Genomic DNA, 20127 nt, shown 5'->3' with positions numbered 1-20127 from the left:
CATCTCAATGCATCGAGAGTGGTCGATACATCGACAGAAGTCAATACGACGTGAGAGGATCGGACCATGACGATCGCACTCCCCCTGCTCACCTCGGATGCTGGCGCCTGCTGCACCCCCGTCACCGGCGGAGAACTCACGGCCGAGGACGCCGAGCGCATCGCTCACACCTTCAAAGCGCTCGGCGATCCGACCCGGGTGCGCCTGCTGTCGCTGATCGCCGCGAGCGAGGGCGGAGAGGCGTGCATCTGCGACCTCACCGAACCCGTCGGACTGTCGCAGCCGACCGTGTCGCACCACATGAAGCAGCTCGTGGAGGCCGGCCTCGCCGTGCGCGAGCAGCGCGGCCGCTGGGCCTACTACCGCGTCGTCGGCGACGCCCTCGACCGGGCGGCCCAAGCCCTCCGTTCCTGACCGCCACCGTCACCATCCGCCCGATGGTCGGCACGGACTGGCCCGCCGTCGAAGCGATCTATCGCGCACGGGATCGGCCGGCAGCTCGTCGGAGCCTTCATCGACGCCGCTGAGGACGCGGGTATCTGGACGATCCAATCGAGCATCACCCCGAGAACACCGCGAGCCTCGCCCTCCACGACCAGGCCGGCTTCCGCCGCATCGGCACCCGTGAACGCATCGCCCTGATGACATACGGCCCCTGGGCCGGCCAGTGGCGAGACACCATCCTCATCGAACGCCGCAGTGCGGACAGATCCGACGGACGGCCCCCCTCCGGCAGATCGCCGAGCCGATAGTTCAGATAACCCTGTACTGTCGAGCCATGAGCACTGCGACCGCGACACTGTCCCACACGGCGGCGCTCGCCCGGCTCGGGCATGCGCTGGCCGATCCGACGCGCTCGGGCATCCTGCTCGCGCTGCGGCGGGCGCCCGCGTATCCCTCCGATCTGGCCGATTCGTTGGGAGTATCGCGACAGGTGATGTCGAACCAGCTCGCCTGCCTGCGCGGCTGCGGCCTCGTGGAGTCCACGCCCGACGGCCGGCGGGCCCGGTACCGGCTCGCGGATGCGCATCTCACCTCGGCGCTCGACGAGCTGCTGCGCGTGGTGCTGCACGTGGAACCCGACTGCTGCGCCGGTGACGGCTGCACGTGCGCATGACCACGACACTCGACCCCGCGGCCGACTCGCGTCGCCTGGTACTGCAGCGGCGCATCCGCTGGATCGTCGGCTTCACCATCGCCTACAACGTCGTCGAGGCGATCGTGGCGATCACCGCGGGGTCGATCGCGTCGTCGGCGGCGCTGATCGGCTTCGGGCTCGACTCGGTGATCGAGGTGCTGTCGGCGGCCGCCGTGGCCTGGCAGTTCACCCGGCGCGAGCCCGAACGCTGGGAGAAGGGCACGCTGCGGGTGATCGCGGTCGCGTTCTTCGCGCTCGCGGCCTACGTCACCGTCTCCTCCCTCGCCGCACTCGCCGGGCGGGAGCCGGTGCAGCACTCGACGCTGGGGATCGTGATCACGGCGCTCAGCGTGGTGGTCATGCCCGTCCTCTCCCTGGCAGAACGGCGCGCGGGCCGCGAGCTCGGCTCGGCGACGGCGGTCGCCGACTCGAAGCAGACCCTGATCTGCACCTACCTGTCCGCCGCGGTGCTCGTCGGCCTGGTGGCGAACAGCCTGTTCGGCTGGTGGTGGGCGGATGCGGTGGCCGGGCTGGTCATCGCGGCCTTCGCCATCCGGGAGGGCGTCGAGGCGTGGCGCGGGGACGCCTGCGCCACCTCGGTCGGGATGCTCCTCGAGAACGACGACGAGCACGACCACTGACCCCCACCACCCGTACAGTGAGCCCATGGACCAGACCACGATGTTCGAGGGCGAGCGGCCCCGCCTCGTCGGCGTCGCCGCGCGCGTGCTCGGCGATCGCCACGAGGCCGAGGACATCGTGCAGCGGACCTGGCTCCGGCTCCGGGCGAACACCACCGAGCTCGACAACCCGCCGGCCTGGCTGACGACGGTCACCGTGCGGCTCTGCATCGACCGCCTGCGCGAGCTCACGCCCCTCCCCCGCGAAGTCGGCGACGACACGGCCATCGACGCGGGCGGTATCGCGGGGGGTGCGCCACGGACCAGCGACCCGCTCGAGTCAGTCGAGACCACGGAGGCCGTCGGTCAGGCCCTGCACGTCGTCGTCGAGCGCCTGAGCCCGAACGAACGCGTCGCACTCGTGCTGCACGAGTCGTTCGGCTACGACTTCGACACGATCGGCGAGATCCTCGACCGCTCCCCCGCCGCCGCACGCAAGTTGGCGTCGCGCGCGCGGGGCAAGGTGGCCACGGCCGAGCAGGGCGGACCCGTGTCCGACCGGCACATCGTCGACGCGTTCATGACCGCGGCGCGCGGCGGCGACCTCGGCCGACTTCTGGCGCTGCTCGCCCCCGATGCGATCATCCGGGCGGATGAGGCCGCGATCGCCATCGGCACGCCCCGCCTGATCGAGGGCCGGGAGGCGGTCGCCGGGTTCTTCGACGGCAGCGCGAAGGCGACGCTCGCGACGCAGATCGACGGCCGCCCCGGGGCCGCGTGGTTCCGCCGCGGGCAGGCCATGGTGGCCTTCGACTTCACGATCGTCGACGGCGCCGTGCAGTCGGTGACGTTCCGCGCCGACCCCGGGGTGCTCGCCCGGGTGCACCGCCGCTCGACCCCGGTCACATAACCGTCGCGCCGCTCGTCACTGGGGTAGAGGCCGGCGCACCGAGCGACGGCGAGAAGGAAGAGACACCCATGAAGACGATGACCTGCCGCGACCTCGGTGGCCCCTGCACCCTCGAGCACCACGCCGACAGCGCCGACGCGATCATCCAGGCGCAGGACCGCCACCTGCGCGACGCGGTCAAGAGCGGCGACACGACGCACCAGGAGGCCCGCGACGCGATGAAGGGCCGATGGCTGCACCCCAGAAAATCCCTGGACTGGTACAACGGCGTCAAGAACGCCTTCGCGTCCCTCCCGGCCGCGTGACCGGTCAGCTCGCCGGCGCCGTGGCGTCCGCCCGGCGCCGGCGGCGCTCGCTCACGAGGAAGACGACGAGCAGCACGGCCCCCGTCACGATCACGAGGTAGGTGCTGAGCGACGCGACGATGCTGAGCGGATCACCCGCTGCAGGATGCGCGGCGAACAGCGACACGGTCGGGTCGGTCGAGGCGTGCAGCAGAATCGGCCAGATCAGCCGGCCGGTCAGTCGGAGCGCGAGGTACATGATGATGCCGAAGAAGAACGTGTAGACGACCTGGGTTGCCGTGGTCGCCAGCCCCTGATCGGTGGTGAAGAAGTTCCCCGCATGCAGGGCGGCGAACACGCCTGCCGAGACCAGGGCCACCGCGACCTCCCCTCGGCCCGCCTTGCGCATCAGGTTCACGACGAACCCACGGGTGAGCAGCTCCTCGGCGAGACCGACGAACAGCCCGGTCAGCAGCCACGAGGCGACGAGGGCGGCGCCCGCCGACGCGAAGTCGACCGAGCCCAGCGCTGACACGTTGATCACGAGCACGACCGCGATGCCGACCCACATCCACCGTCGGCCTCGCACGGGCTGCGGCCCGAACAGCTCGCCGAGCCAACCGAGCGAAGCCGCGAACGCCAGCAAGACGACGGCTCCGAGGATGATCGGCAGCCCGGTGCCGATGAACACGTCCATCGCACTGCCCGCCTCACCGCGGATGCCGCCTCGCCCGCCGAAGACCGCTCCCACCGCGATCGACAGCACCTGGTACACCCCGTAGTAGACCGCCGCGAGCAGCACGGCCCGCCACCAGTCACCGCGATCCCAGAACCGCCGCCACCCCGAGCCCGGAGCATCCGCCACCTCATGCCGTACCGCTGCCATGCGCATCCCCCGTCGATCGACTCGTGCAGATGACACGCTATCGGCCCGTGGCGCGGAAGCGATTCGACCACGGGAGGACCATCGCGGCGCTCCGGCCCGACAACGGCCACGGCCAGGCACCTCGCGGGCAGGGCAGCGAAACGGCCGGCGGCAGGACGGGTCCCGCCGCCGGCCGGTGGCGTCGTCAGCTGCCGGTGACGGTGTCCTTCGACTGCTGCGCCTGGTCCTTGACCTCGCCGGCGGCCGAGGTCGCCTCCGACTTGACGGTGTCGGCGGCACCGGTGGCCGCGTCCTTCACGGCGGCGGCAGCATCCTGAGCCGGTTCCTTCAGGTTCTGGCCGACCTCCTTGGCCGCGTCCGTGACGTGGTCGACGAGGGGCTGCGCCTGGTCCTTGAGGTTCGAGGCGACCTCCTTCTCCTTCGCCGTGGCCGGGATCAGGGACGCGGCGAGCAGGCCGACGCCGAACGCGATCAGGCCAACGGCGAGCGGGTTGCCCTCCGCCTTGGCCGCGACCCGGTCCTTCGCGCCGGCGACGGCGCCGACCGCGCTGGAGCCGGCGTCGGACAGGGACGACGTCGCGTCGTCGGCGGCGCCGAACACGCGGTCCTTGACCGAGCCGACCGCGCCCTTCACCTTGTCGGTCTGGCGGCCTACGATCTTGGACGGGGTGACCTTGTCGGCCAGGGCGTCGACGTCGCCGCCGAGCTCGGCGCGCGTGGCCTCGATGCGGGCACGGATCTCTTCCGGTGAATCGGTCATCGGTTCTCCTCATTCCTTTTCAGCGTCTCGGGTATCTTCTTCAGGGATTCGACGGTCTTCGGGGCTCCGTTGACCTCTTTGAGCTGCTTCCGGCCGACCACGAACAGGATCAGCGCGACGATCGCCCAGATCACGGCGACGATCACACCCGACCATCCGCCCCCGACCAGGGTGCCGAGCGCCCACCAGAGCGCGATCGAGAGGAACAGGATGGTCATCGACGCCGCGTAGCCGGCACCGCCGAGCATCCCCGCCCCCTTCCCGGCGCGGGTGGCGGACTGCTTCAGTTCGGCCTTGGCGAGTTCGACCTCCTGGCGCATCAGCGTGGAGAGGTCCTTCGTGACCTCGCCGAGGAGATCGCCGAGCGACGTCGTCGCGGCCTTCTCCTCGGAGGGTGTGGAGTCGATCATCGCGGGTACTCCTCGCCCGGCGCCTCGTAGCCGTCACCGAGCGACCCGGCGCGCTCGGTGTAGAGCGGGGTGTCGTCCACGACACCGGTGCTCGGAGCGGACGTGGTCTCGACGACCGGGGCAGGGGTGACCGGGGCAGGAGCGACCGGCGCCGCGGAGGACGGTGCGGGCGGGACCGGGGAGGTCGACGAGGCGGGTGCCGTGGCATCGGCCTCCTTCTCCTCGGCGGCCGACTGGGCGAGCGACCGGGTCAGGCGACCCGCGACGACACCGGCGATCGCGGCGACCGCGATGAACGTGCCGGGCTTGCGGCGGGCGTACGACTTCACCTCGGCCAGCAGCGAACCCGGGTCCCGCGAGTCGAGCCAGGACGCCGCGCTGCCGGCCCGGTCGGACACCTGGCGCACGAGGTCGCCGGCGAGCCCCGCGTTCTCCGACCCGTCGGCCATGCTGCCGAGCTCGTCACCGATCGAGCGGAGCCCCGACGCGACACGCTTCTGCTGCACCCCGGCCTGCTCCTTCAACTCCGACTGGGTCTGGGCGTAGAGGTCCCTCGCCTGCGACTTCGCCTCCCGGGCGACGTTCTTCGCCTCGTCCTTCGCCGTGCCGGCCACGTGACCGGCCTGCTCCGCCGCGGTCTCCTTCACGTCGCCGGCGGCCTGCTTCGCCGCGTCGACCTTGCCCTGATCCTCGCCGCCCTGCGAGGTCACCGGCGGCTGGGAGCCGCCCTGCGAGGTCACCGGCGGCTGGGAGCCGCCCTGCGAGTTCACCGGCGGCTCGAAACCGCCCTGCGAGGTCACCGGCGGCTCGAAACCGCCCTGCGAGGTCACCGGCGGCTCGAAACCGCTCGGCGGGACGGGAACATAGCTTTCCGACATTGTCTTCCCTTTCATCTGCCCGACCGGGCGGCCGGGCGATTCCTTCGGTGGGCGGGCGGAGCAGCTGCCCCGCCCGCGGATGAGTCTGGAGCGCTACTTCGAGGCCGTCGGGCCGTAGAAGGCGTTCACCTCGGCGAGCTCCTGCTCGGCCGTGGCCTGGATGAGCTTCAGCAGCTCGGGGTCGAGGCCCGGGCTGAACTCCTCGAGCCGCTCGGGTGCGATGAACGAGGGCGTGCCGATCGGAGCCTGCTCGCTCGCGTCGAGGTCGGTGCCGTCGTTCGAGGGCGAGGCGCCCTGGAAGATGCGGCCGGCCTCGGACTCGCCCTTGAGATCGAACGAGAACTGCTTGCTCTGCAGCCCCAGGTCGACGAGCTCCTTCACCTCGGGGAACTTCTCGGCGTTCGTCTTCGGGATGGGGAGCGTCTTCCGCCAGTCCACGCCCAGGGTCTCGAGCGCCTTCGCGTAGGCGTTCTCGTGCGCCTGGTCACGCACGATCAGGTAGGCGATCGTCGAGCGGGCCGTCTTGTTCGCCGTCATCTCGTAGATGCGGCACTTCTGCAGGCGCCCGGTCGACTCGAGCATCAGGTTGTAGAGCAGGTCGAGCACGAGGTTGCCCGAGTTGTAGACGTAGCTGCCGAGCCACGGATTGCCCGCCGCGTCGACGGGCATCGCACCCTGGGCACCCACGAGGTAGTGGTGGATGTTGCCGTGGTCGAGCGCGATGTTCAGCGGCGTCGCTCCCCCGGCGCCCGGGGTGTCGAGCGGGTCGGTCTTCTTGCCGGTGTAGTTCGGCGACCCGTCCAGCAGACGGGAGATCGTGGTGCCGATCAGCTCGACGTGGCTGATCTCCTCGGTGCCGACGCCCTGGATCAGGTCGCGGTACGGCTTCGCGTCGGGGCCGCGGAAGTTCATGGCCTGGAAGAGGTACTGCATCATCGTGCGCATCTCGCCGAACTGGCCGCCGAGACCCTCCTGCAGCGCGTTGGCGGCAGCGGGATCCGGCTCGTCCTCGGCGATGTCGTTGATCCATTCCTGAACGTGGAAATACACGGGAGGGCCTCCATCGGATGAGCGGCACACGCCCTGTGCGCCTGTTCCCACCGTGGACCCGTGAATACCTTCGACCAGCCCCTTGCCAGCCCGGCGCGATTGTGCGATGCCGGGCAGCCTCAGCCCGCCGCGGTCACCCCCTCAGATCAGGACAGTCGCGTGAAGACGTAGTGCACGACTCCCGACGGCGACGGGGTGACCTCGACCGAGAACCGCTCCTCGAGCCCCTCCAGCCCGTCCCAGAGCCGCACCCCGCGGCCGAGCACGATCGGCACGACCACGATGTGCAGGTGGTCGACGAGGTCGGCCGCGAGGAAGTCGCGCACGGCGGTGGGCCCGCCGCCGAGGCGCACGTCGAGACCGCCGGCGAGCGACGCCGCCAGTTCGAGCGCCTCCACCGGTGGCAGCTCACGGAAGTGGAAGGTGGTCTCGCCCACCGCGAGATCGGGCCGCTCGTGGTGCGTCAGCACGACGACCGGCGAGTGGAACGGCGGCTCCTCGCCCCACCAGCCGCGCCACGACTCGTCCTCCCACGGGCCCTCGTGCGGGCCGAACTTGCGCCGCCCCATGATCTCGGCACCGATGCCCACGGTCGTGGCGGCCGCGAAGGCGTCGTCGACGCCCCGGGTGCCCGCCCCCACGGCCTCCGACTCGTGCCCCGACATCGCGACGAACGCGCGGGTCGGGAAGAACCACTGCATCAACCGGTGCCCGGCGTGCCCGAACGGCGCCTCGAACGACTGCCCCTCCCCGGTCGCGAAACCATCGATCGACACCGCGAGATTGTGCACCCTGAGCCTGGCCATACCGTCACGGTAGCAGCATGTGGACGGCGTTCACATCAGCCCGCCGTGCGCTCCTGCCGCCGGGCGGGCAGGTAGAGCAGGGCTCCGACGACGCTGAACGATCCGGCGACGACGAAGGCGGTCCCGGTGCCGAACGCCTCGGCCAGCGGGGTGAGCAGCAGCAGCCCGAGGCTGTAGCTGCCGCCCGCGACCATGGAGTTCATCGACAGCACGACCGCACGGTTCGCGCCCGTCGCCTGGCGGTGCAGCAGTGCCGCGTGCATCGGCCCGGCCGCGCCCTGCGTCAGGTAGGCGAGCCAGAACGCGGCGATCAGCCCGACGGGCCCGGCAACCAGCCCCATGGCCACCACCATCAGGCCGTTCAGGATGCGCGCCCCGATCGCCGTGGCCGACACCCCCGCTCGTCGGCTCACCAGCCCGGCGACCGCCGACCCCGCGGCGAAGAGCGCCCAGGCGGCCGCCGCCGACGGCCCGTACAGCGCTCCGGCCTCGTCCTCGCCTCCGACGAGCGCGGCGAGCCGCACCGGCGTCAGCGTCTCGAAGGCGATCATCGCGACGCTCCAGAACACCTCGACGAGCACCAGCGACCGGAGCACGGGTGCCGTGCGGAGCATCCGGAGACCGTCGAGGACCACCCGGTGTGCGCCGGCAGCCCGCCGACCGCCCGCGGACACGTCGCGCGGACGCGGCGGCTCGCGCACGAGGAACGCCACCAGCACGGTGTGCCCGGCGGTCAGCGCGGTGGCCACCACGAACGGCAGCACCAGCGCCGACCAGCCGGGCACGGGGTGCCAGGCGATCAGGGCGCCGCCCGCCAGCGCTCCCCCGGCGATGGCGACGCCGAGCGCGGTGGCGGCCCGGCTCAGTCCGTGCTCGATCGGTGCCGCCGGGTCGGCCGTGTGGGCGGTGTCGACGAACCAGGCTTCGAGCGGGCCCGAGTCGAGTGCCCGGAAGACGCCCTGCAGCACGAGGGCGGCCGCGAACATCCAGAACCCCGACGCGGTGACGAACAGCAGCGACGACAGCACCGCGAGCACCCCGGCGGCGATGAGCAGAGGTCGGCGGCCGAGCGAGTCGGCGAGCCCGCCGGTCGGCAGTTCGAGCGCGAGCACGACGAAGCCCTGCACGGCCAGCAGGGTGCCGACCTCGGTCAGACCGAGACCGCGCTCGAGGGGCAGCAGCACGGTGAGGCCGAAGACGAGGCCGACCGGCAGCCACCGCGTGACGGTGAGCAGCACGAGCCGGCGTTCGGCGGCGGCGAGCGTCAGCGGCGCGCGTGCTGCGGTCACGGCCGGCTCATCGATCGCCCTCGGACGAGGGCGCGACGGCACCTCCGGTGGGACCGTCGTCGGCGTCCTGCGGCGGGCGCGGGTCGAGGGGGCTGGCGTGCAGGTACAGATGGATGCGGCGGCTCCGCGGATCATCCGACCCGAGCACCCGGTACCGGTCGAACAGAGCCGCGAGCTCCTCGCGCAACCCCGCCGCCTGCTCGGGCGTGACGGTCACGACGGTGTCGGTCTGGCCGAGCACGTCGACCCACTCCGCCGGCCACGCCGACGCCGAGTCCTGCCACTGCTCGGCCCGGGCGGCGAACTGCCGCACGTAGTCGCGCTGCAGCCAGTCGAGCGCGGTGCGGGCGTCGGGGTCGCCGGCGAAGTCGGAGTCGGTCCAGGAGTGGAAGTCGGTGGCGGCCCGCCAGAGCCGCCGCTTGCCGGCTCCCTCCCCGGTGTCGGCGACGAGGCCGACGGACTCGAGCGCGCGGAGGTGGTAGCTCGTCGCGCCCGTGTTGGTCTGCAGTTGCGCGGCGAGCTCGGTCGCGGTGGCGGGCCCGTCGGTGCGCAGTCGGCTGAGCAGGCGAGAGCGCAGCGGATGCGCGAGCACCCGGACCGCGCGCTCGTCCAGCCTGATCCCGGTGTAGTCCCCCGATGCTTCGTTCACGTACTCAGTCTGCCGTCCAGAGAATCTGTGCACAAGTCTTGTGCACAGACCGGCGCGCCCCGCGCTGAGCCTCGAGCGCCGGGCTCGGGGCGGTCGCCGCGGATCAGGGGCGGTCGCCGGATCAGGGGACTGTCGCCGGATCAGGGGGCGGTCGCCGGCGTCTCGTCGAGGATGTACAGGGTCACGTCGTCCAGCACGAGCTCCTCGGCCGCGTCGTCGTCGACGACGGCCTCGACCGCGGGATCGACGGGGAACCGCAGCGACTCCTTGGTCGCGACCGCCACGATGTCGGGGTCGGCCGGGTCCGTCGTCCAGTGCCCCTCGAGGTAGGTGCTGTACTCCCACGGCGCCATCCCGCCGACCAGGACATCCCCGTCGGGAACGCCCTCGGCCTCGAGCGAAGGCAGCACGAGCGCCACGCCGACCGCCCGCTCGTTCGCGATCACGGCCGAGACCCACAGCGACGACCCGACGGCGACCACGACGAGCAGCCCCGCCAGCAGCCGGAGCAGCCGCACCCGCGATGCGAGCAGCACCGCCACCCCGATCCCCGCGAGCACGCACGCGGGCCACACCCAGACGTAGTAGTAGTGCGAGAGCATCACCCGCGACACGAAGAGGTGGAACACCAGCAGCAGCGCCATCCCGCCGAAGACGTACAGGGTCAGCGCGGGCGGGCGCAGCCAGAACGCCGCGATCAGGCCGACGACGAGCACCGCGCTGGCGGCGATGCCCATGCCCTCGACGGAATACAGCAGGTTCGTCCACCACGGCGGGTCGGTCGTCGCCACCCCCGCGACCACCACGAGGTGACCGGCCGCGTTGTGCTCCGACTGCATCTGCAGCATGTACGTCACGGCCGAGCGGATGCCCATCGGGAGGTAGAGCCCCACGGCGACCACCCCGAAGACCGCGACGAACACGACCGCGCCGATCACCGCATCCCTCACCCGTCGCGCGAGGAGCGGCAGCAGCAGGATCGCGGGGATCATCACCGCGGTCGACACCTTCGACGTCACCGAGAACGCCATCGCGATCGCCGAGACCACGAGCCATACCCAAGGCAGCCAGGGGCGGGTTCCGGATGTCCGCTCCGCCCTCGACCGCAGCCGGAACCACTGCCAGGCCGCCGCGAACGCGCAGAGCGCGAAGAAGACCATGAACGGCTCGAGCACCGCGAAGCGGTCGAGCCGAGGACCGCTGGTCACCCCGTGCGGCATCAGCATCCACGCGCCGGACGCGAACAGCGCACCGGCCCAGCCGATCTCCCGTCTCAGCCACAGGTACAGCACCAGCCCGCCGAGGAGCACGGTGACCGCGACCAGGATGCGCCCGGCCGGCGCCCCCTCCCCCAGCACGAGCTGGGCCAGCCCGATCAGCAGCTTCGCGGTCGGCGGATGCTCGCGGTTCGCCGAGAAGTCGCCGTGCACGTAGGCCCAGCCTGCCTCGACGTAGATCGGCTCGTCGGAGTTGTAGTTCGCGGCCCCCAGGTTCCAGAAGGCCTGGTACACCGCCCATCCGAACACGACGACCACGGCCGCGATCCGCGTCCAGCGAAGTGCCCGAACGCGGCCTTCGATCACTGCGGCACGACTCACCCGGCAATCCTAACCGACCGATCCCCGAAGTCGACAGAACCTCATTAACTCCGCTAGATTGCCAAGGTGACCGACGAACAGGGGCTGGGCGCGCGAGATCTCCAGGATGCGCGGGAGGCACCGGGCGCGTCATCCACGACCTCCGGCGGCGACCGCCGCGCTCCCCGTCCGCGGATCGCCAGCCTCGACCTCGTGCGCGGCCTGATGCTCGTCGCGACGGTGGTGCTCGGCAGCCTGCTCTCCACTCCGGAGTGGATCGACCACGCCACCTGGGCGTCCGTGCACCCGGCCGACACGCTGTTCCCGGTCTTCGTGACTCTCAGCGGGTGCGGGCTGGCCTTCGCCCTCCGGCGCGGGGTCAGGTTCGGGGTGCTGATCCGTCGCACGCTGGTGCTGCTGGCGGCGGGGCTGCTCTACAGCGCGATCCTGTCGGGCTCGTGGGCGCTCGACACCTGGCGGGTGACCGGTGTGCTGCAGATCTACGCCGTCGTCGTGGCGGCGCTCGGGCTGCTTCACCTCGTCACCCGCAGCTGGCAGGGCTGGGCCGTCGTCACGGCGCTGTTCGCCGTCGCCCACTCCGTGCTGCTCTCAGGCTGGGCGGAGCGCTGCGTCGGCGGAGTGCTCACCCGCGAGTGCAACCCCTCGGGCGCGATCGACGTTCTCGTCTTCTCGGCCGCCCACATCTACCAGCACGGTGGAGCTGGCCACGACCCCGAGGGACTCGTCGCATCGCTCGGCGCGCTCGTGAGCGCGTCGGCCGGGGTGACGGTCGGCCACCTGCTGCTCTCGGTGCGCCGACGGTCGCTCCACCGATCGGCCGGGGTCGGCGCCGCGGCGCTTCCCCTCATGGCACTGGCCGCGGCCTTCCTCGCTGCGGCGTTCGTGCTGACCTGGGCGCCCACCCTGCTGGGCGCGCAGCCGGTGCCGATGATGAAGCGCCTCTGGTCGCCGCCGTTCGCCCTGGCGCTGGCCTCGGCCACGACGATCGCCCTGCTGCTCGGGCACCTGCTCGTCGACCGCGCCGGCACCGGGCGCGTCATCCGCGGTCTCAGCTACCCGATCCTGGCGCTCGGCCGCAACAGCCTCCTGGTCTACTTCGGTTCGCACGTGCTCATGGGCCTGCTCACCCGCCCGCTGCCCGACGGCAGCATCCCCGCCGAGACCATCGCGACGACGGTGGCGGTGGCGGGGCACGTCCAGGCCACCTGGACCGGTCTCCTCCTCCTGTTCTGGATCCTGCTGACCAGCCTCCTGCACCGTCACCGGCTGTACCTGCGGCCGTGACCCGGTCGATCATGTCCCCACCGGCCCGTCCCCGCCTCGGTCGGGTGCTGGGCTGGCTGGGCGCGAGCGCCGCGATGGCCGCCGCCGTGGTGAGCGGACTCGCGCTGGCGCCCAGCCCGACCGGCCCCGCGAGCGGGGCGGTCTTCGTCGTCGTGCCGCATCCCGACGACGAGTTCCAGGTGTGGTCGCTGATCGAGCAGTACACCGTGTTCGTGGTGCTCACGCACGGCGAGCAGACCGAGTACTGCGAGCCGTCCAAGTACGAGACGTCGGCGCAGCCCGACCTCGAACGGCCCGCCGAGCCGCTCCCGGCGGGCCGGTGGTCACCCGAGTGCAGCGAGGCGCGGCAGAACTCGCTCCTGCGCTACCTCGGCGACATGTCGGCGAGCGATGCGCGCATCCCGGGCGACTTCGCCCCGCCGGTACGCACCGCGCCGCTCCCGCTGACCGCTGGGGCCGTCTGCCGCGCCGACCGGGCGGACGACTGCACCTCGGCGGACTCGACGGCGGAGGTCTGGATCGACCGCCGGGATCGCGGTGCGGTCGTCTTCTTCGACCTGGGCGACGGGGACCTCACCGAGGACGAGTCGGTCTGGGGCATCCGCACCGCCCTCGACCAGCGGGCCGTACTCGGCCTGGACACGACCCTGCCCGTCACCGCGGTACTCGGTGCCTATGCCGAGGACGAAGGCGGAGGGCCGGACACCAGATGCTTCCCGTACGACCATCCGGATCACCTCGCGCTGCACCGGGCAATGTGGGACGTCGACTTCCATGCCGGTTTGCAGGCGGCAGCCACCTGCGCTGACGACCCCCGTCGCTCGATCACCGCCACGGTCAGCGACACCGCGGTAGACGCGGCCTTCCGTATCGGGGAACGGGGCGAGCGCCTCGGTGCGCACGTGAAGAACTACGGCTGGCTGTGGCCCGGCTACTATCCCGTCGCCCGCGACGGGGAGGCTGAGCTGTTCACCCAGCGCCAGTACTTCTGGGTGCGTTTCGACGAATGACGGTCCGCGTCGGTCAGCGGCGCGCCGACGCCCAGGCGCGGTCGGCGGCCGGGGAGCGGAGGTAGTCGAAGAACTCCGCCTTGGCGTCGGCCAGGGCGTGGTGCTGCCCGACCTCCTCGTCGACGAAGGAGTAGCCGGCGTCGACGTGCGCGAGGGTCCAGCCGAGGCGGTGGGCGACGGAGTTCATCCAGATGTCCTCGAGGTAGAGGTATCTCAGGGGCAGTGCCGTGAAGAAGCGCCGGTCGTCGACGATCGAGGCGTCGAGCACGCATCCGCCGGTGCCGACGTAGCCGGCGTCCTCGCCGATGGCCGGGGTGCGGTCCCAGTAGCCGCCGCTGCCGGTGGTCCAGGCCCAGACCCCGCGCACGCTGGTGGGCGTCGAGGCGGCGAGGAGATCGCTGATGAAGGTGGGCGAGATCTCCTGGTCGTCGTCGAGCAGGATGACCGGGCCCGCGAATCCCGTGCGCCGCAGTCGCGCGAGCAGGAAGAAGCGGGCGAGGCCGCCGATGTTCAGCGGGCTGTCGACGATCTCCACGCTCGCGAGCGCGCGGTCAGGACGGCGGCGCCGCAGGATCTCGGCGTAGCGGGCGCGGTCGCGCCGCTGATTGTTCCAGAGCATCAGCCGCACCGGCCGGTCGCCCTGCTGGGCGGCGATCCCGTCGAGCGCCCGCTCGAGTCGGTCGGGGCGGTTCCACAGGCACATCACGACCGGTATCGCACCGGCCGCCGGCGACCCGACCGCCCGGCGCGCCGGCACGAGCCCCCGGGCACCGAGGCCCAGCAGCACCGAACGGGCGAGCAGCCCCAGTCGTCGACGGATCATCGGCACCATTCTCCTGCACTCGCCTCCCCGTGGTCGAATCGCCCTCGTGGATCACGCGGGAACTCCCGGATCCGCGAGGCCGGCTCGGCTGAGAGCCCACGCCCCCTCCCGCTCCGGCTCGGCTCAGAGCTCCCGCTGCAGGAAGAAGCTGCGCTCACCCGGCTCGAAGCCGCCGACGAAGCCGTGGCGGCCATAGAACCGGAGGGCGTCGACGTCGGGCTCGTCCGCGCCGAGCTCGATCGCCCCCGCGCCGACGCGCCCTGCCTCGTCGACGACGGCGGCCAGCAGCGCCGCACCGACACCCCCGCCGCGGCGGGTCGGCACCACGTAGAGCTCGTCGAGGAGCGCCACCGGCCCGTCGTACCAGACGTTCGGGTGCCAGGTCACGAGCGCCAGCCCGAGCGGTGCACCGCCCGCGTCCTCGGCGAGGTGGGCCGTCGTGCCCCCGCCTGAGGTCGCCGCCGTGGGACCGAGCAGCCGCCGGAGCCGCTCCGCCAGAACGTCCGGCCCTGGACTCGGCGTGTCGAACTCGGTGTTGAAGTCGTGCAGCAGCCGCGCCACGGTGGCCGCGTCGTCGACACCGGCCCGTCTCACCGCACCCTCGAAGCCCATGCGCCCAGGGTAGGCGACCAGGGTAGGCGACCGTGTGCGCAGGCCGTAGCATCGTGTCGTGACCCGCCGCATCCGCTCGCTCGTGATCGCCCTCCGCGTGGCCTACGCGGCCAGCCTCGGCTGCTTCGTGCTCGCGGTCGTGCTGGCATTCGCCGCCGCCGTCACGACGGTGAGCGAGAACGCCGGTGCGGTGCAGCTCGTGTTCGAACTGCCCGACGACTCTCCCGCGATGCTCCCCATCGACTGGCTCGCCCTCCTCGCCTTCGCCTTCGCCGCCCTCGGCGCCGTCCTCACGGTGCTGGCCAGGGTCTCGGCCCCCGCCGAGCTGCTCGACGAGCACTAGCGTCGGCCCATCGGGAGCGCGGGTCGAGACCCGCCCCTCAGGAGCGCAGGTCGAGCCGCATCAGCACCCGCGGAAACCCGTTCACCACCGACGTCGTGTCCGCCGCCTTCGTGAAGCCGGCCCGCTCGAACAGCGCCCGGGTGCCCACGTACGCCATCGTCAGGTCGACCTTCGCACCCCGGTTGTCGACCGGGTAGGCCTCGACGGCGGGTGCACCCCGCTCCCGCGCGAACTCGACGGCCCCGGCCACGAGGTGGTGCGCGAGCCCCCGTCCTCGGTGGCCCGGCCGCACCCGCACGCACCACAGCGACCACACCGGCAGATCGTCGAGCCGGGGGATGCGGCGGTTGCGCGCGAAGCCCGTGTCGGCCCGCGGATGCACGGCCGCCCAGCCCACGGGCTCGCCGTCGTCGTAGGCGAGCACCCCGGGCGGCACGTCCTCCGTCACCAGCTCGCGCACGAGCTCACCCCGCGCCTCCCCGCGCAGCGCGGTGTTCTGGGCGGACGGGATGCGGTAGCTCAGGCACCAGCACACCGTCGCGTCGGGACGCTTCGGCCCCACCAGCGTCGCGACGTCCTCGAACGCGGTGGCCGGGCGCACCTCGATCGTCATCCTCGGCTCCGTCGGCTCCGTCAGCCCCGGTAGAGCCCGTCGGCGTACGACGGTCCGTAGTACCGGGTGAGCTCCTCGATCGGCTCGTCAGGACGCTCCACCGCCTTCGCGATCTCGGGCCGCGAGGGCACTCCCGTCGGCTGCCAGGTCGACGGGTCCCAGAGCTCGGAGCGCAGGAAGGCCTTCGCGCAGTGGAAGAACACCTCCTCGATGTCGACCACGAGGGCGACCAGGGGCCGGTGGCCCTTCACGGCCATCTCGTCGAGCAGGGCCGCATCCGTCGACAGGCGCGCCCGACCGTTCACCCGGAGGGTGTCGCCGCGACCGGGCACGAGGAAGATCAGGCCGGCGTGCGGGTTGTCGAGCACGTTGTGGAGGCTGTCGGCGCGGCGGTTGCCGGGGCGCTCCGGCAGCGCGACGGTGCGCTCGTCGAGCACGAGGGCGAAGCCGGGCGGGTCGCCCTTCGGCGACACGTCGCAGCGGCCCTCGGCGTCGGAGGTCGCGACGAGGCAGAACGGCGACGCCGCGAGCCAGGCGCGGTCGACGTCGTGCAGCACCGGCCGCGCCTTGTCACGGGTGCGGGGCAGCGGCGAACCGAGCAGCGCCTCGAGCTCGTCGTGGGAGCCGGGGGCGGTGGAGGGACGAGCGGATGCGGTCACCCTCCGATCCTCCCGCACCGACCGCGGCCTGTCACGCGCTCGGCAGCGCCGCGGCCTTCCCGAGCAGCACCGACCGCGCCCGCTCGTTGCCCACGAGCCCCGCCGCCGTCACGAGCTCCGACCGCGCCTCCTCCGCCCGCCCGAGCTGCGCGAGCAGCTCCCCGCGCACGCTCGGTACGAGGTACGAACCGGCCAGCGCCCCCGTCGCGGCCAGCTCGTCGACAAGCCTCAGGGCCGAGGCCGGACCCACCGCCATCGACACGGCCACCGCCTTGTTGAGCTCCACGACGGGGCTCGGCGCCACCGCGCCGAGGGCCTCGTAGAGGAGCACGATCCGCTCCCAGTCGGTGTCCGCCACGTCGGCCGCCACCGCGTGGCACTCCGCGATCGCCGCCTGCAGCGCGTACGGCCCGCGTCCCCGCCCCCGCCGCCGGGCGGTCTCGTCGGCGCGGGCGAGCGACGCCCGGCCGCGACCGAGTTGCGCCCGGTCCCAGCGCCGCCGGTCCTGATCGGCGAGCAGCACCGGGCTCCCGTCGGCGGCCGAGCGCGCCGGGAACCGCGCCGCCTGCAGTTCCATCAGCGCGACCAGCGCGTGCACCTCGGGCTCCCGCGGCACGAGACCGGCGAGCACCCGGCCGAGTCGCAGGGCCTCGTTCGCGAGCTCGGGCCGCATCCACCGCTCGCCCGAGGTCGCCGAGTACCCCTCGGTGAAGACGAGGTAGAGCACCGCGAGCACCGCTCCGAGCCGGGCGGGCCACTCGGCAGGCTCGGGGCTCTCGAACGGCACCCGCGCGGCGGCGAGGGTCTTCTTCGCCCGCACGATCCGCTGCTGCACGGTCGCGACCGGCAGGAGGAACAGCCGGGCGATCTCCTCGCTCGTCAGCCCGCCCACGACCCGCAGGGTGAGGGCCACCTGCGCCTCACGCCCGAGCACCGGGTGGCAGGCGATGAACACCAGCCGGAGCACGTCGTCGCCGACGAGGTCGTGGGCACGAGCATCCGCCCCGTCGTCGTGCAAGGAAGTGAGCCCGCCGGCCAGCGACGCGTACCGCTCGTCGAGGCCGCTCCCCCGCCGCAGCGTGTCGACCGCCCGCCGCTTGGCGACGGCGGTCAGCCAGGCGGCGGGGTTCCGGGGCTCGCCGTCGACCGGCCACTGCACGAGCGCCTGGGCGAGTGCCTCCTGCGCGGCGTCCTCGGCCAGCCCGAAGTCGCCGTACGCCCGGGCCAGCCCGGCGGTGATGCGCGCCCCCTCGATACGCCACACGGCTTCGACCGTCCGGCGAGCAGCCGCCTCGGCATCAGCGACACCGACAACGGCAGCGGCACCGGCACCGGCACCGACAGCCGACGCCCCGGCCGGATCAGCCACGCCACTCCTTCTCCTTCTGGATGAACTCGTTGTCCGCGAAGTCGGCGAAGTCGCTCTCGTCGGTGATCCGCCGCACCTCGAGCTTCGACCCGGCCCCGAGCGGCGCCCGCTTGGCCCACTCCAGCGCCTCCTCCTTCGAGGCGACCTGCACGATCCAGAAGCCGTTGAACAGCTCGTGCACCTCGCCGTAGGGCCCGTCGGTCACGGTCGGCGTCTCGCCCGAGAAGTCGACGACGAAACCCTCCTTCGCGTCCGACAGCCCGTCGCCGCCGATCAGCACGCCGGCGGTGACCATCGACTCGTTGTAGGCGCCCATCGCGTTGATGATCGCCTCGAAGTCGAGGTCCTTCGACGCCTCGAGGGCCTCGGCGGTGGTGCGCATGATGAGCATGTACTTCATGGTGTTCTCCTTCGTGGGTGTCGTCGAGAGGCGCTTCGGTGCACCTCCTACTATCGCGTCGAACGGCGCCGTGCGATATCGACATCTCCCCCGAAGAAAGATCAGCGGATGCTCGCGCCGCTCACCTCCCGCCCCGCTTCCAGTACCCGCAGAACGTCACGGCCGCCTTGGGCAGCCCCCGCTCCGCGACCAGGTGCCGGCGCACCCCGGTCGCCACGGCGGACTCCCCCACAGCGAACGCCGCCACCCGCCCCTCGAGCGCGGGCAGGTCCCGCACGGCCGGCAGCGCCGCCGAACCCGGAGCGGCCTCGGCCGACCTGGTCACCCACTGCACCCGCACACCCTCCGGCGCCTCCAGCGGCTGCCGGTCGCGCTCGTCGAACAGCTCGATCACGGCGTGACCGGTCGCGTCCCGCGGCAGGTCGCGCAGGATGCCCGCCACCGCCGGCAGCCCGCTCTCGTCGCCGACGAGCAGCACGCTGTCGTGCGGCGCGGGCGACCAGCCGCAGCCCTGGTCGATGAAGGCGACCTCGGCCAGCGGAGACCCGGGCTCGACGGCACTCGCCCAGGGGCCTGCGACGCCGGCGTCGCCGTGCACCACGAAGTCGACGTCGAACTCGGCCGGCTCGGAGCGGTACGCCCGCACCGTGTAGTTGCGGATGACCGGCCGCGTGCCCTTGGGCAGAGCGAGGTACTTCAGGTAGCCGCCCATCCCGAAGGTGTCGGGCAGCCGCTCGAATCGCGTCCGGTCGTCGACCGGCACCGCCAGCCGGAACCACTGGTCGAAGCCGCGGAAGCGGAACCGGTCGAGGTCTCCCCCGCCGAAGGTGACCCGCTGCATGTGCGGCGTCACCCGCTCCGATCGCACGACCGCGGTGCGGACGAGCCCCGACTCGGCGTGCGTGATGGCGATGTTGCTCACGGGCCTCCCCTTCGACTTAGGTGACCCTAAGCTACCGCACCCGGGTCAGGGGCGGAGAGCGCGGCGCAGGGCGGCGCTGCCGAGCAGCGTCACGTCGTCGGCCGGGCGGGCGAGGACGGCCAGCTCGCGCGCGCCGTCGAGAAGCGGATGCCCGGGTGCCAGCACCGCGGCCCCCCTCGCCACGGCCGAGCCGACGAGGCTCCGCAGCTCGCGGGGCGAGACGTCTCCCGCGGCGTCGGTGGGATCGAGCCAGAGCAGCTCGTCCTCGCGGAGCTCGCCGAGCAGCTCGAACGGGGGCCGCGCCGCCAGCGTGACGTCGCGGTCGCCGAGCAGCCGGGCGAGCATCCGGAGCCCTGTCTCGTCGATCGGGACCGCGTCACGACCGTACTCGACGGGGGCCGCGCCGGGATCGGCGGCGACGCGCGTCACGACCCGGGGCTGGTCGCCCCGGGCATCCGGTCTCGCCGTGCCCCGCAGGTAGACGTAGCGCGCCGCGCGCTCGGCAGGAGAAAGCGAGGAGGCCGAGGCGGGGTCGAGATCGCGCTCACGCACCCCCGCGAAGAAGGCGGGCGAGTGCCGGTCCTCCAGCCATCGCAGCGTTCGGATGAGTGCGTCGACGTCGTCGCGCACCACCTGCCAGACCTCGACCACGGCCGGGTTCTGGCCGAAGAGCGTCGCCACGACCTCCGGACGCGCGGTCAGCACCGCGATCGCGGTCGCCCCGCCGTCGAGGAAGGGCTCGGCGTAGCCGTCGAGCACCTCGGGCACGGCCTCCAGCGCGAAGCCGGCCAGGCGGCGCGTCGAAGCGCTCTCG

At 72.3% G+C, this 20127-nt stretch carries 25 protein-coding genes and 1 pseudogene; 9 read left to right on the top strand and 17 right to left on the bottom strand.

Features of this window, described 5'->3' with window-relative positions; translation table 11 throughout:
* Nucleotides 1-66: 66 nt before the first annotated feature.
* The 6 genes and pseudogenes from BJ984_RS12620 to BJ984_RS12600 all read left to right on the top strand — a co-directional run bounded on the left by BJ984_RS12620 (nucleotide 67) and on the right by BJ984_RS12600 (nucleotide 2973).
* The gene (locus BJ984_RS12620) at nucleotides 67-414 is read left to right on the top strand and encodes an ArsR/SmtB family transcription factor (protein ID WP_179548325.1); all 348 of its coding nucleotides are present in this window, start codon (nucleotides 67-69) and stop codon (nucleotides 412-414) included.
* 69 nt (nucleotides 415-483) lie between these two features.
* A pseudogene (locus tag BJ984_RS18730) lies at nucleotides 484-752 on the top strand (N-acetyltransferase family protein); the annotation flags it as partial.
* Between the two features lie 26 nt (nucleotides 753-778).
* Nucleotides 779-1117, top strand: coding sequence for an ArsR/SmtB family transcription factor (locus tag BJ984_RS12615; protein WP_179548324.1), 339 nt, complete (start codon nucleotides 779-781; stop codon nucleotides 1115-1117).
* On the top strand, nucleotides 1114-1779 hold the full coding sequence (locus BJ984_RS12610; protein ID WP_179548323.1) for a cation diffusion facilitator family transporter: 666 nt from the start codon (nucleotides 1114-1116) through the stop codon (nucleotides 1777-1779). Before BJ984_RS12615 ends, BJ984_RS12610 begins: the two co-directional genes overlap by 4 nt.
* Nucleotides 1780-1804: 25 nt before the next feature.
* On the top strand, nucleotides 1805-2668 hold the full coding sequence (locus tag BJ984_RS12605; RefSeq protein WP_179548322.1) for a sigma-70 family RNA polymerase sigma factor: 864 nt from the start codon (nucleotides 1805-1807) through the stop codon (nucleotides 2666-2668).
* A gap of 68 nt (nucleotides 2669-2736) precedes the next feature.
* Nucleotides 2737-2973, top strand: coding sequence for a DUF1059 domain-containing protein (locus BJ984_RS12600; RefSeq protein WP_179548321.1), 237 nt, complete (start codon nucleotides 2737-2739; stop codon nucleotides 2971-2973).
* Between the two features lie 4 nt (nucleotides 2974-2977).
* On the opposite strand, the gene BJ984_RS12595 is transcribed toward BJ984_RS12600, so the two are convergent.
* The 9 genes from BJ984_RS12595 to BJ984_RS18720 form a co-directional block, all read right to left on the bottom strand.
* Nucleotides 2978-3838, bottom strand: a complete 861-nt coding sequence (locus BJ984_RS12595; RefSeq protein ID WP_179548320.1) for a CPBP family intramembrane glutamic endopeptidase — start codon at nucleotides 3836-3838, stop codon at nucleotides 2978-2980.
* Nucleotides 3839-4022: 184 nt separating this feature from the next.
* Nucleotides 4023-4598, bottom strand: coding sequence for a DUF3618 domain-containing protein (locus BJ984_RS12590; RefSeq protein WP_179548319.1), 576 nt, complete (start codon nucleotides 4596-4598; stop codon nucleotides 4023-4025).
* Nucleotides 4595-5008, bottom strand: a complete 414-nt coding sequence (locus tag BJ984_RS12585) for a phage holin family protein (protein WP_179548318.1) — start codon at nucleotides 5006-5008, stop codon at nucleotides 4595-4597. The genes BJ984_RS12590 and BJ984_RS12585 overlap by 4 nt, the downstream gene beginning before the upstream one ends.
* A complete protein-coding gene (locus BJ984_RS12580; RefSeq protein WP_179548317.1) occupies nucleotides 5005-5838 on the bottom strand; it encodes a hypothetical protein in 834 nt (277 codons plus the stop codon). The genes BJ984_RS12585 and BJ984_RS12580 overlap by 4 nt, the downstream gene beginning before the upstream one ends.
* A 141-nt stretch (nucleotides 5839-5979) precedes the next feature.
* Nucleotides 5980-6936 (bottom strand): manganese catalase family protein, encoded by a 957-nt coding sequence (locus tag BJ984_RS12575; protein WP_179548316.1) that lies wholly within the window; start codon nucleotides 6934-6936, stop codon nucleotides 5980-5982.
* Nucleotides 6937-7082: 146 nt separating this feature from the next.
* Nucleotides 7083-7742 carry a dihydrofolate reductase family protein gene (locus tag BJ984_RS12570; protein ID WP_179548315.1) on the bottom strand — a complete coding sequence of 220 codons (660 nt, stop codon included), beginning with the start codon at nucleotides 7740-7742 and terminating at the stop codon, nucleotides 7083-7085.
* A 35-nt stretch (nucleotides 7743-7777) separates the two neighbouring features.
* Nucleotides 7778-9031, bottom strand: coding sequence for an MFS transporter (locus tag BJ984_RS12565; RefSeq protein ID WP_179546280.1), 1254 nt, complete (start codon nucleotides 9029-9031; stop codon nucleotides 7778-7780).
* A 7-nt stretch (nucleotides 9032-9038) separates the two neighbouring features.
* Complete coding sequence (locus BJ984_RS18725) at nucleotides 9039-9680, bottom strand: winged helix-turn-helix domain-containing protein (protein ID WP_271206568.1); 642 nt, start codon at nucleotides 9678-9680, stop codon at nucleotides 9039-9041.
* Between the two features lie 140 nt (nucleotides 9681-9820).
* Nucleotides 9821-11278: a hypothetical protein gene (locus tag BJ984_RS18720; RefSeq protein WP_246306463.1), complete on the bottom strand. Its 1458-nt coding sequence runs from the start codon at nucleotides 11276-11278 to the stop codon at nucleotides 9821-9823.
* Nucleotides 11279-11344: 66 nt separating this feature from the next.
* Between BJ984_RS18720 and BJ984_RS12555 the strand changes: the two genes are divergently transcribed.
* Together BJ984_RS12555 and BJ984_RS12550 are read left to right on the top strand one after the other, a co-directional pair.
* Entirely contained in the window at nucleotides 11345-12562 is a 1218-nt protein-coding gene (locus BJ984_RS12555) for a heparan-alpha-glucosaminide N-acetyltransferase domain-containing protein (RefSeq protein WP_179548314.1), read from the top strand.
* A complete protein-coding gene (locus tag BJ984_RS12550) occupies nucleotides 12559-13572 on the top strand; it encodes a hypothetical protein (protein ID WP_179548313.1) in 1014 nt (337 codons plus the stop codon). Before BJ984_RS12555 ends, BJ984_RS12550 begins: the two co-directional genes overlap by 4 nt.
* Nucleotides 13573-13585: 13 nt before the next feature.
* Here the strand turns inward: BJ984_RS12550 and BJ984_RS12545 are convergent, their stop codons facing one another.
* Complete coding sequence (locus tag BJ984_RS12545) at nucleotides 13586-14395, bottom strand: glycosyltransferase family 2 protein (protein ID WP_179548312.1); 810 nt, start codon at nucleotides 14393-14395, stop codon at nucleotides 13586-13588.
* A 123-nt stretch (nucleotides 14396-14518) separates the two neighbouring features.
* The gene (locus BJ984_RS12540; protein ID WP_179548311.1) at nucleotides 14519-15007 is read right to left on the bottom strand and encodes a GNAT family N-acetyltransferase; all 489 of its coding nucleotides are present in this window, start codon (nucleotides 15005-15007) and stop codon (nucleotides 14519-14521) included.
* Nucleotides 15008-15065: 58 nt separating this feature from the next.
* Between BJ984_RS12540 and BJ984_RS12535 the strand changes: the two genes are divergently transcribed.
* Nucleotides 15066-15350, top strand: coding sequence for a hypothetical protein (locus BJ984_RS12535; RefSeq protein ID WP_179548310.1), 285 nt, complete (start codon nucleotides 15066-15068; stop codon nucleotides 15348-15350).
* Between the two features lie 37 nt (nucleotides 15351-15387).
* Here BJ984_RS12535 and BJ984_RS12530 read toward each other — a convergent pair whose 3' ends face one another.
* The 6 genes from BJ984_RS12530 to BJ984_RS12505 form a co-directional block, all read right to left on the bottom strand.
* A complete protein-coding gene (locus tag BJ984_RS12530) occupies nucleotides 15388-15963 on the bottom strand; it encodes a GNAT family N-acetyltransferase (RefSeq protein WP_179548309.1) in 576 nt (191 codons plus the stop codon).
* Nucleotides 15964-15983: 20 nt separating this feature from the next.
* Nucleotides 15984-16622 (bottom strand): pyridoxamine 5'-phosphate oxidase family protein, encoded by a 639-nt coding sequence (locus BJ984_RS12525; protein WP_179548308.1) that lies wholly within the window; start codon nucleotides 16620-16622, stop codon nucleotides 15984-15986.
* A 31-nt stretch (nucleotides 16623-16653) separates the two neighbouring features.
* Complete coding sequence (locus BJ984_RS12520) at nucleotides 16654-17886, bottom strand: RNA polymerase sigma factor (RefSeq protein WP_271206569.1); 1233 nt, start codon at nucleotides 17884-17886, stop codon at nucleotides 16654-16656.
* A 97-nt stretch (nucleotides 17887-17983) separates the two neighbouring features.
* Complete coding sequence (locus BJ984_RS12515; RefSeq protein ID WP_179548306.1) at nucleotides 17984-18391, bottom strand: YciI family protein; 408 nt, start codon at nucleotides 18389-18391, stop codon at nucleotides 17984-17986.
* A gap of 121 nt (nucleotides 18392-18512) precedes the next feature.
* Entirely contained in the window at nucleotides 18513-19313 is an 801-nt protein-coding gene (locus tag BJ984_RS12510; protein WP_179548305.1) for a siderophore-interacting protein, read from the bottom strand.
* Nucleotides 19314-19358: 45 nt separating this feature from the next.
* On the bottom strand, nucleotides 19359-20081 hold the full coding sequence (locus BJ984_RS12505) for a DNA adenine methylase (protein WP_179548304.1): 723 nt from the start codon (nucleotides 20079-20081) through the stop codon (nucleotides 19359-19361).
* Nucleotides 20082-20127 lie beyond the last annotated feature (46 nt).

This window comes from Herbiconiux flava, from assembly GCF_013409865.1.
Lineage (GTDB): Bacteria > Actinomycetota > Actinomycetes > Actinomycetales > Microbacteriaceae > Herbiconiux > Herbiconiux flava.
The sequence above is the reverse complement of the archived record's forward strand: the minus strand, read 5'-3'. Positions and strand labels throughout refer to the sequence as shown.

Excerpts from the sequence above, each read along its gene's own strand:
- BJ984_RS12620 (WP_179548325.1), top strand. The coding sequence starts at position 67 with ATGACGATCGCACTCCCCCTGCTCACCTCGGATGCTGGCGCCTGCTGC.
- BJ984_RS12615 (WP_179548324.1), top strand. The coding sequence starts at position 779 with ATGAGCACTGCGACCGCGACACTGTCCCACACGGCGGCGCTCGCCCGG.
- BJ984_RS12610 (WP_179548323.1), top strand. The coding sequence starts at position 1,114 with ATGACCACGACACTCGACCCCGCGGCCGACTCGCGTCGCCTGGTACTG.
- BJ984_RS12605 (WP_179548322.1), top strand. The coding sequence starts at position 1,805 with ATGGACCAGACCACGATGTTCGAGGGCGAGCGGCCCCGCCTCGTCGGC.
- BJ984_RS12600 (WP_179548321.1), top strand. The coding sequence starts at position 2,737 with ATGAAGACGATGACCTGCCGCGACCTCGGTGGCCCCTGCACCCTCGAG.
- BJ984_RS12595 (WP_179548320.1), bottom strand. The coding sequence starts at position 3,838 with ATGGCAGCGGTACGGCATGAGGTGGCGGATGCTCCGGGCTCGGGGTGG.
- BJ984_RS12590 (WP_179548319.1), bottom strand. The coding sequence starts at position 4,598 with ATGACCGATTCACCGGAAGAGATCCGTGCCCGCATCGAGGCCACGCGC.
- BJ984_RS12585 (WP_179548318.1), bottom strand. The coding sequence starts at position 5,008 with ATGATCGACTCCACACCCTCCGAGGAGAAGGCCGCGACGACGTCGCTC.
- BJ984_RS12570 (WP_179548315.1), bottom strand. The coding sequence starts at position 7,742 with ATGGCCAGGCTCAGGGTGCACAATCTCGCGGTGTCGATCGATGGTTTC.
- BJ984_RS12545 (WP_179548312.1), bottom strand. The coding sequence starts at position 14,395 with ATGATCCGTCGACGACTGGGGCTGCTCGCCCGTTCGGTGCTGCTGGGC.
- BJ984_RS12540 (WP_179548311.1), bottom strand. The coding sequence starts at position 15,007 with ATGGGCTTCGAGGGTGCGGTGAGACGGGCCGGTGTCGACGACGCGGCC.
- BJ984_RS12530 (WP_179548309.1), bottom strand. The coding sequence starts at position 15,963 with ATGACGATCGAGGTGCGCCCGGCCACCGCGTTCGAGGACGTCGCGACG.
- BJ984_RS12515 (WP_179548306.1), bottom strand. The coding sequence starts at position 18,391 with ATGAAGTACATGCTCATCATGCGCACCACCGCCGAGGCCCTCGAGGCG.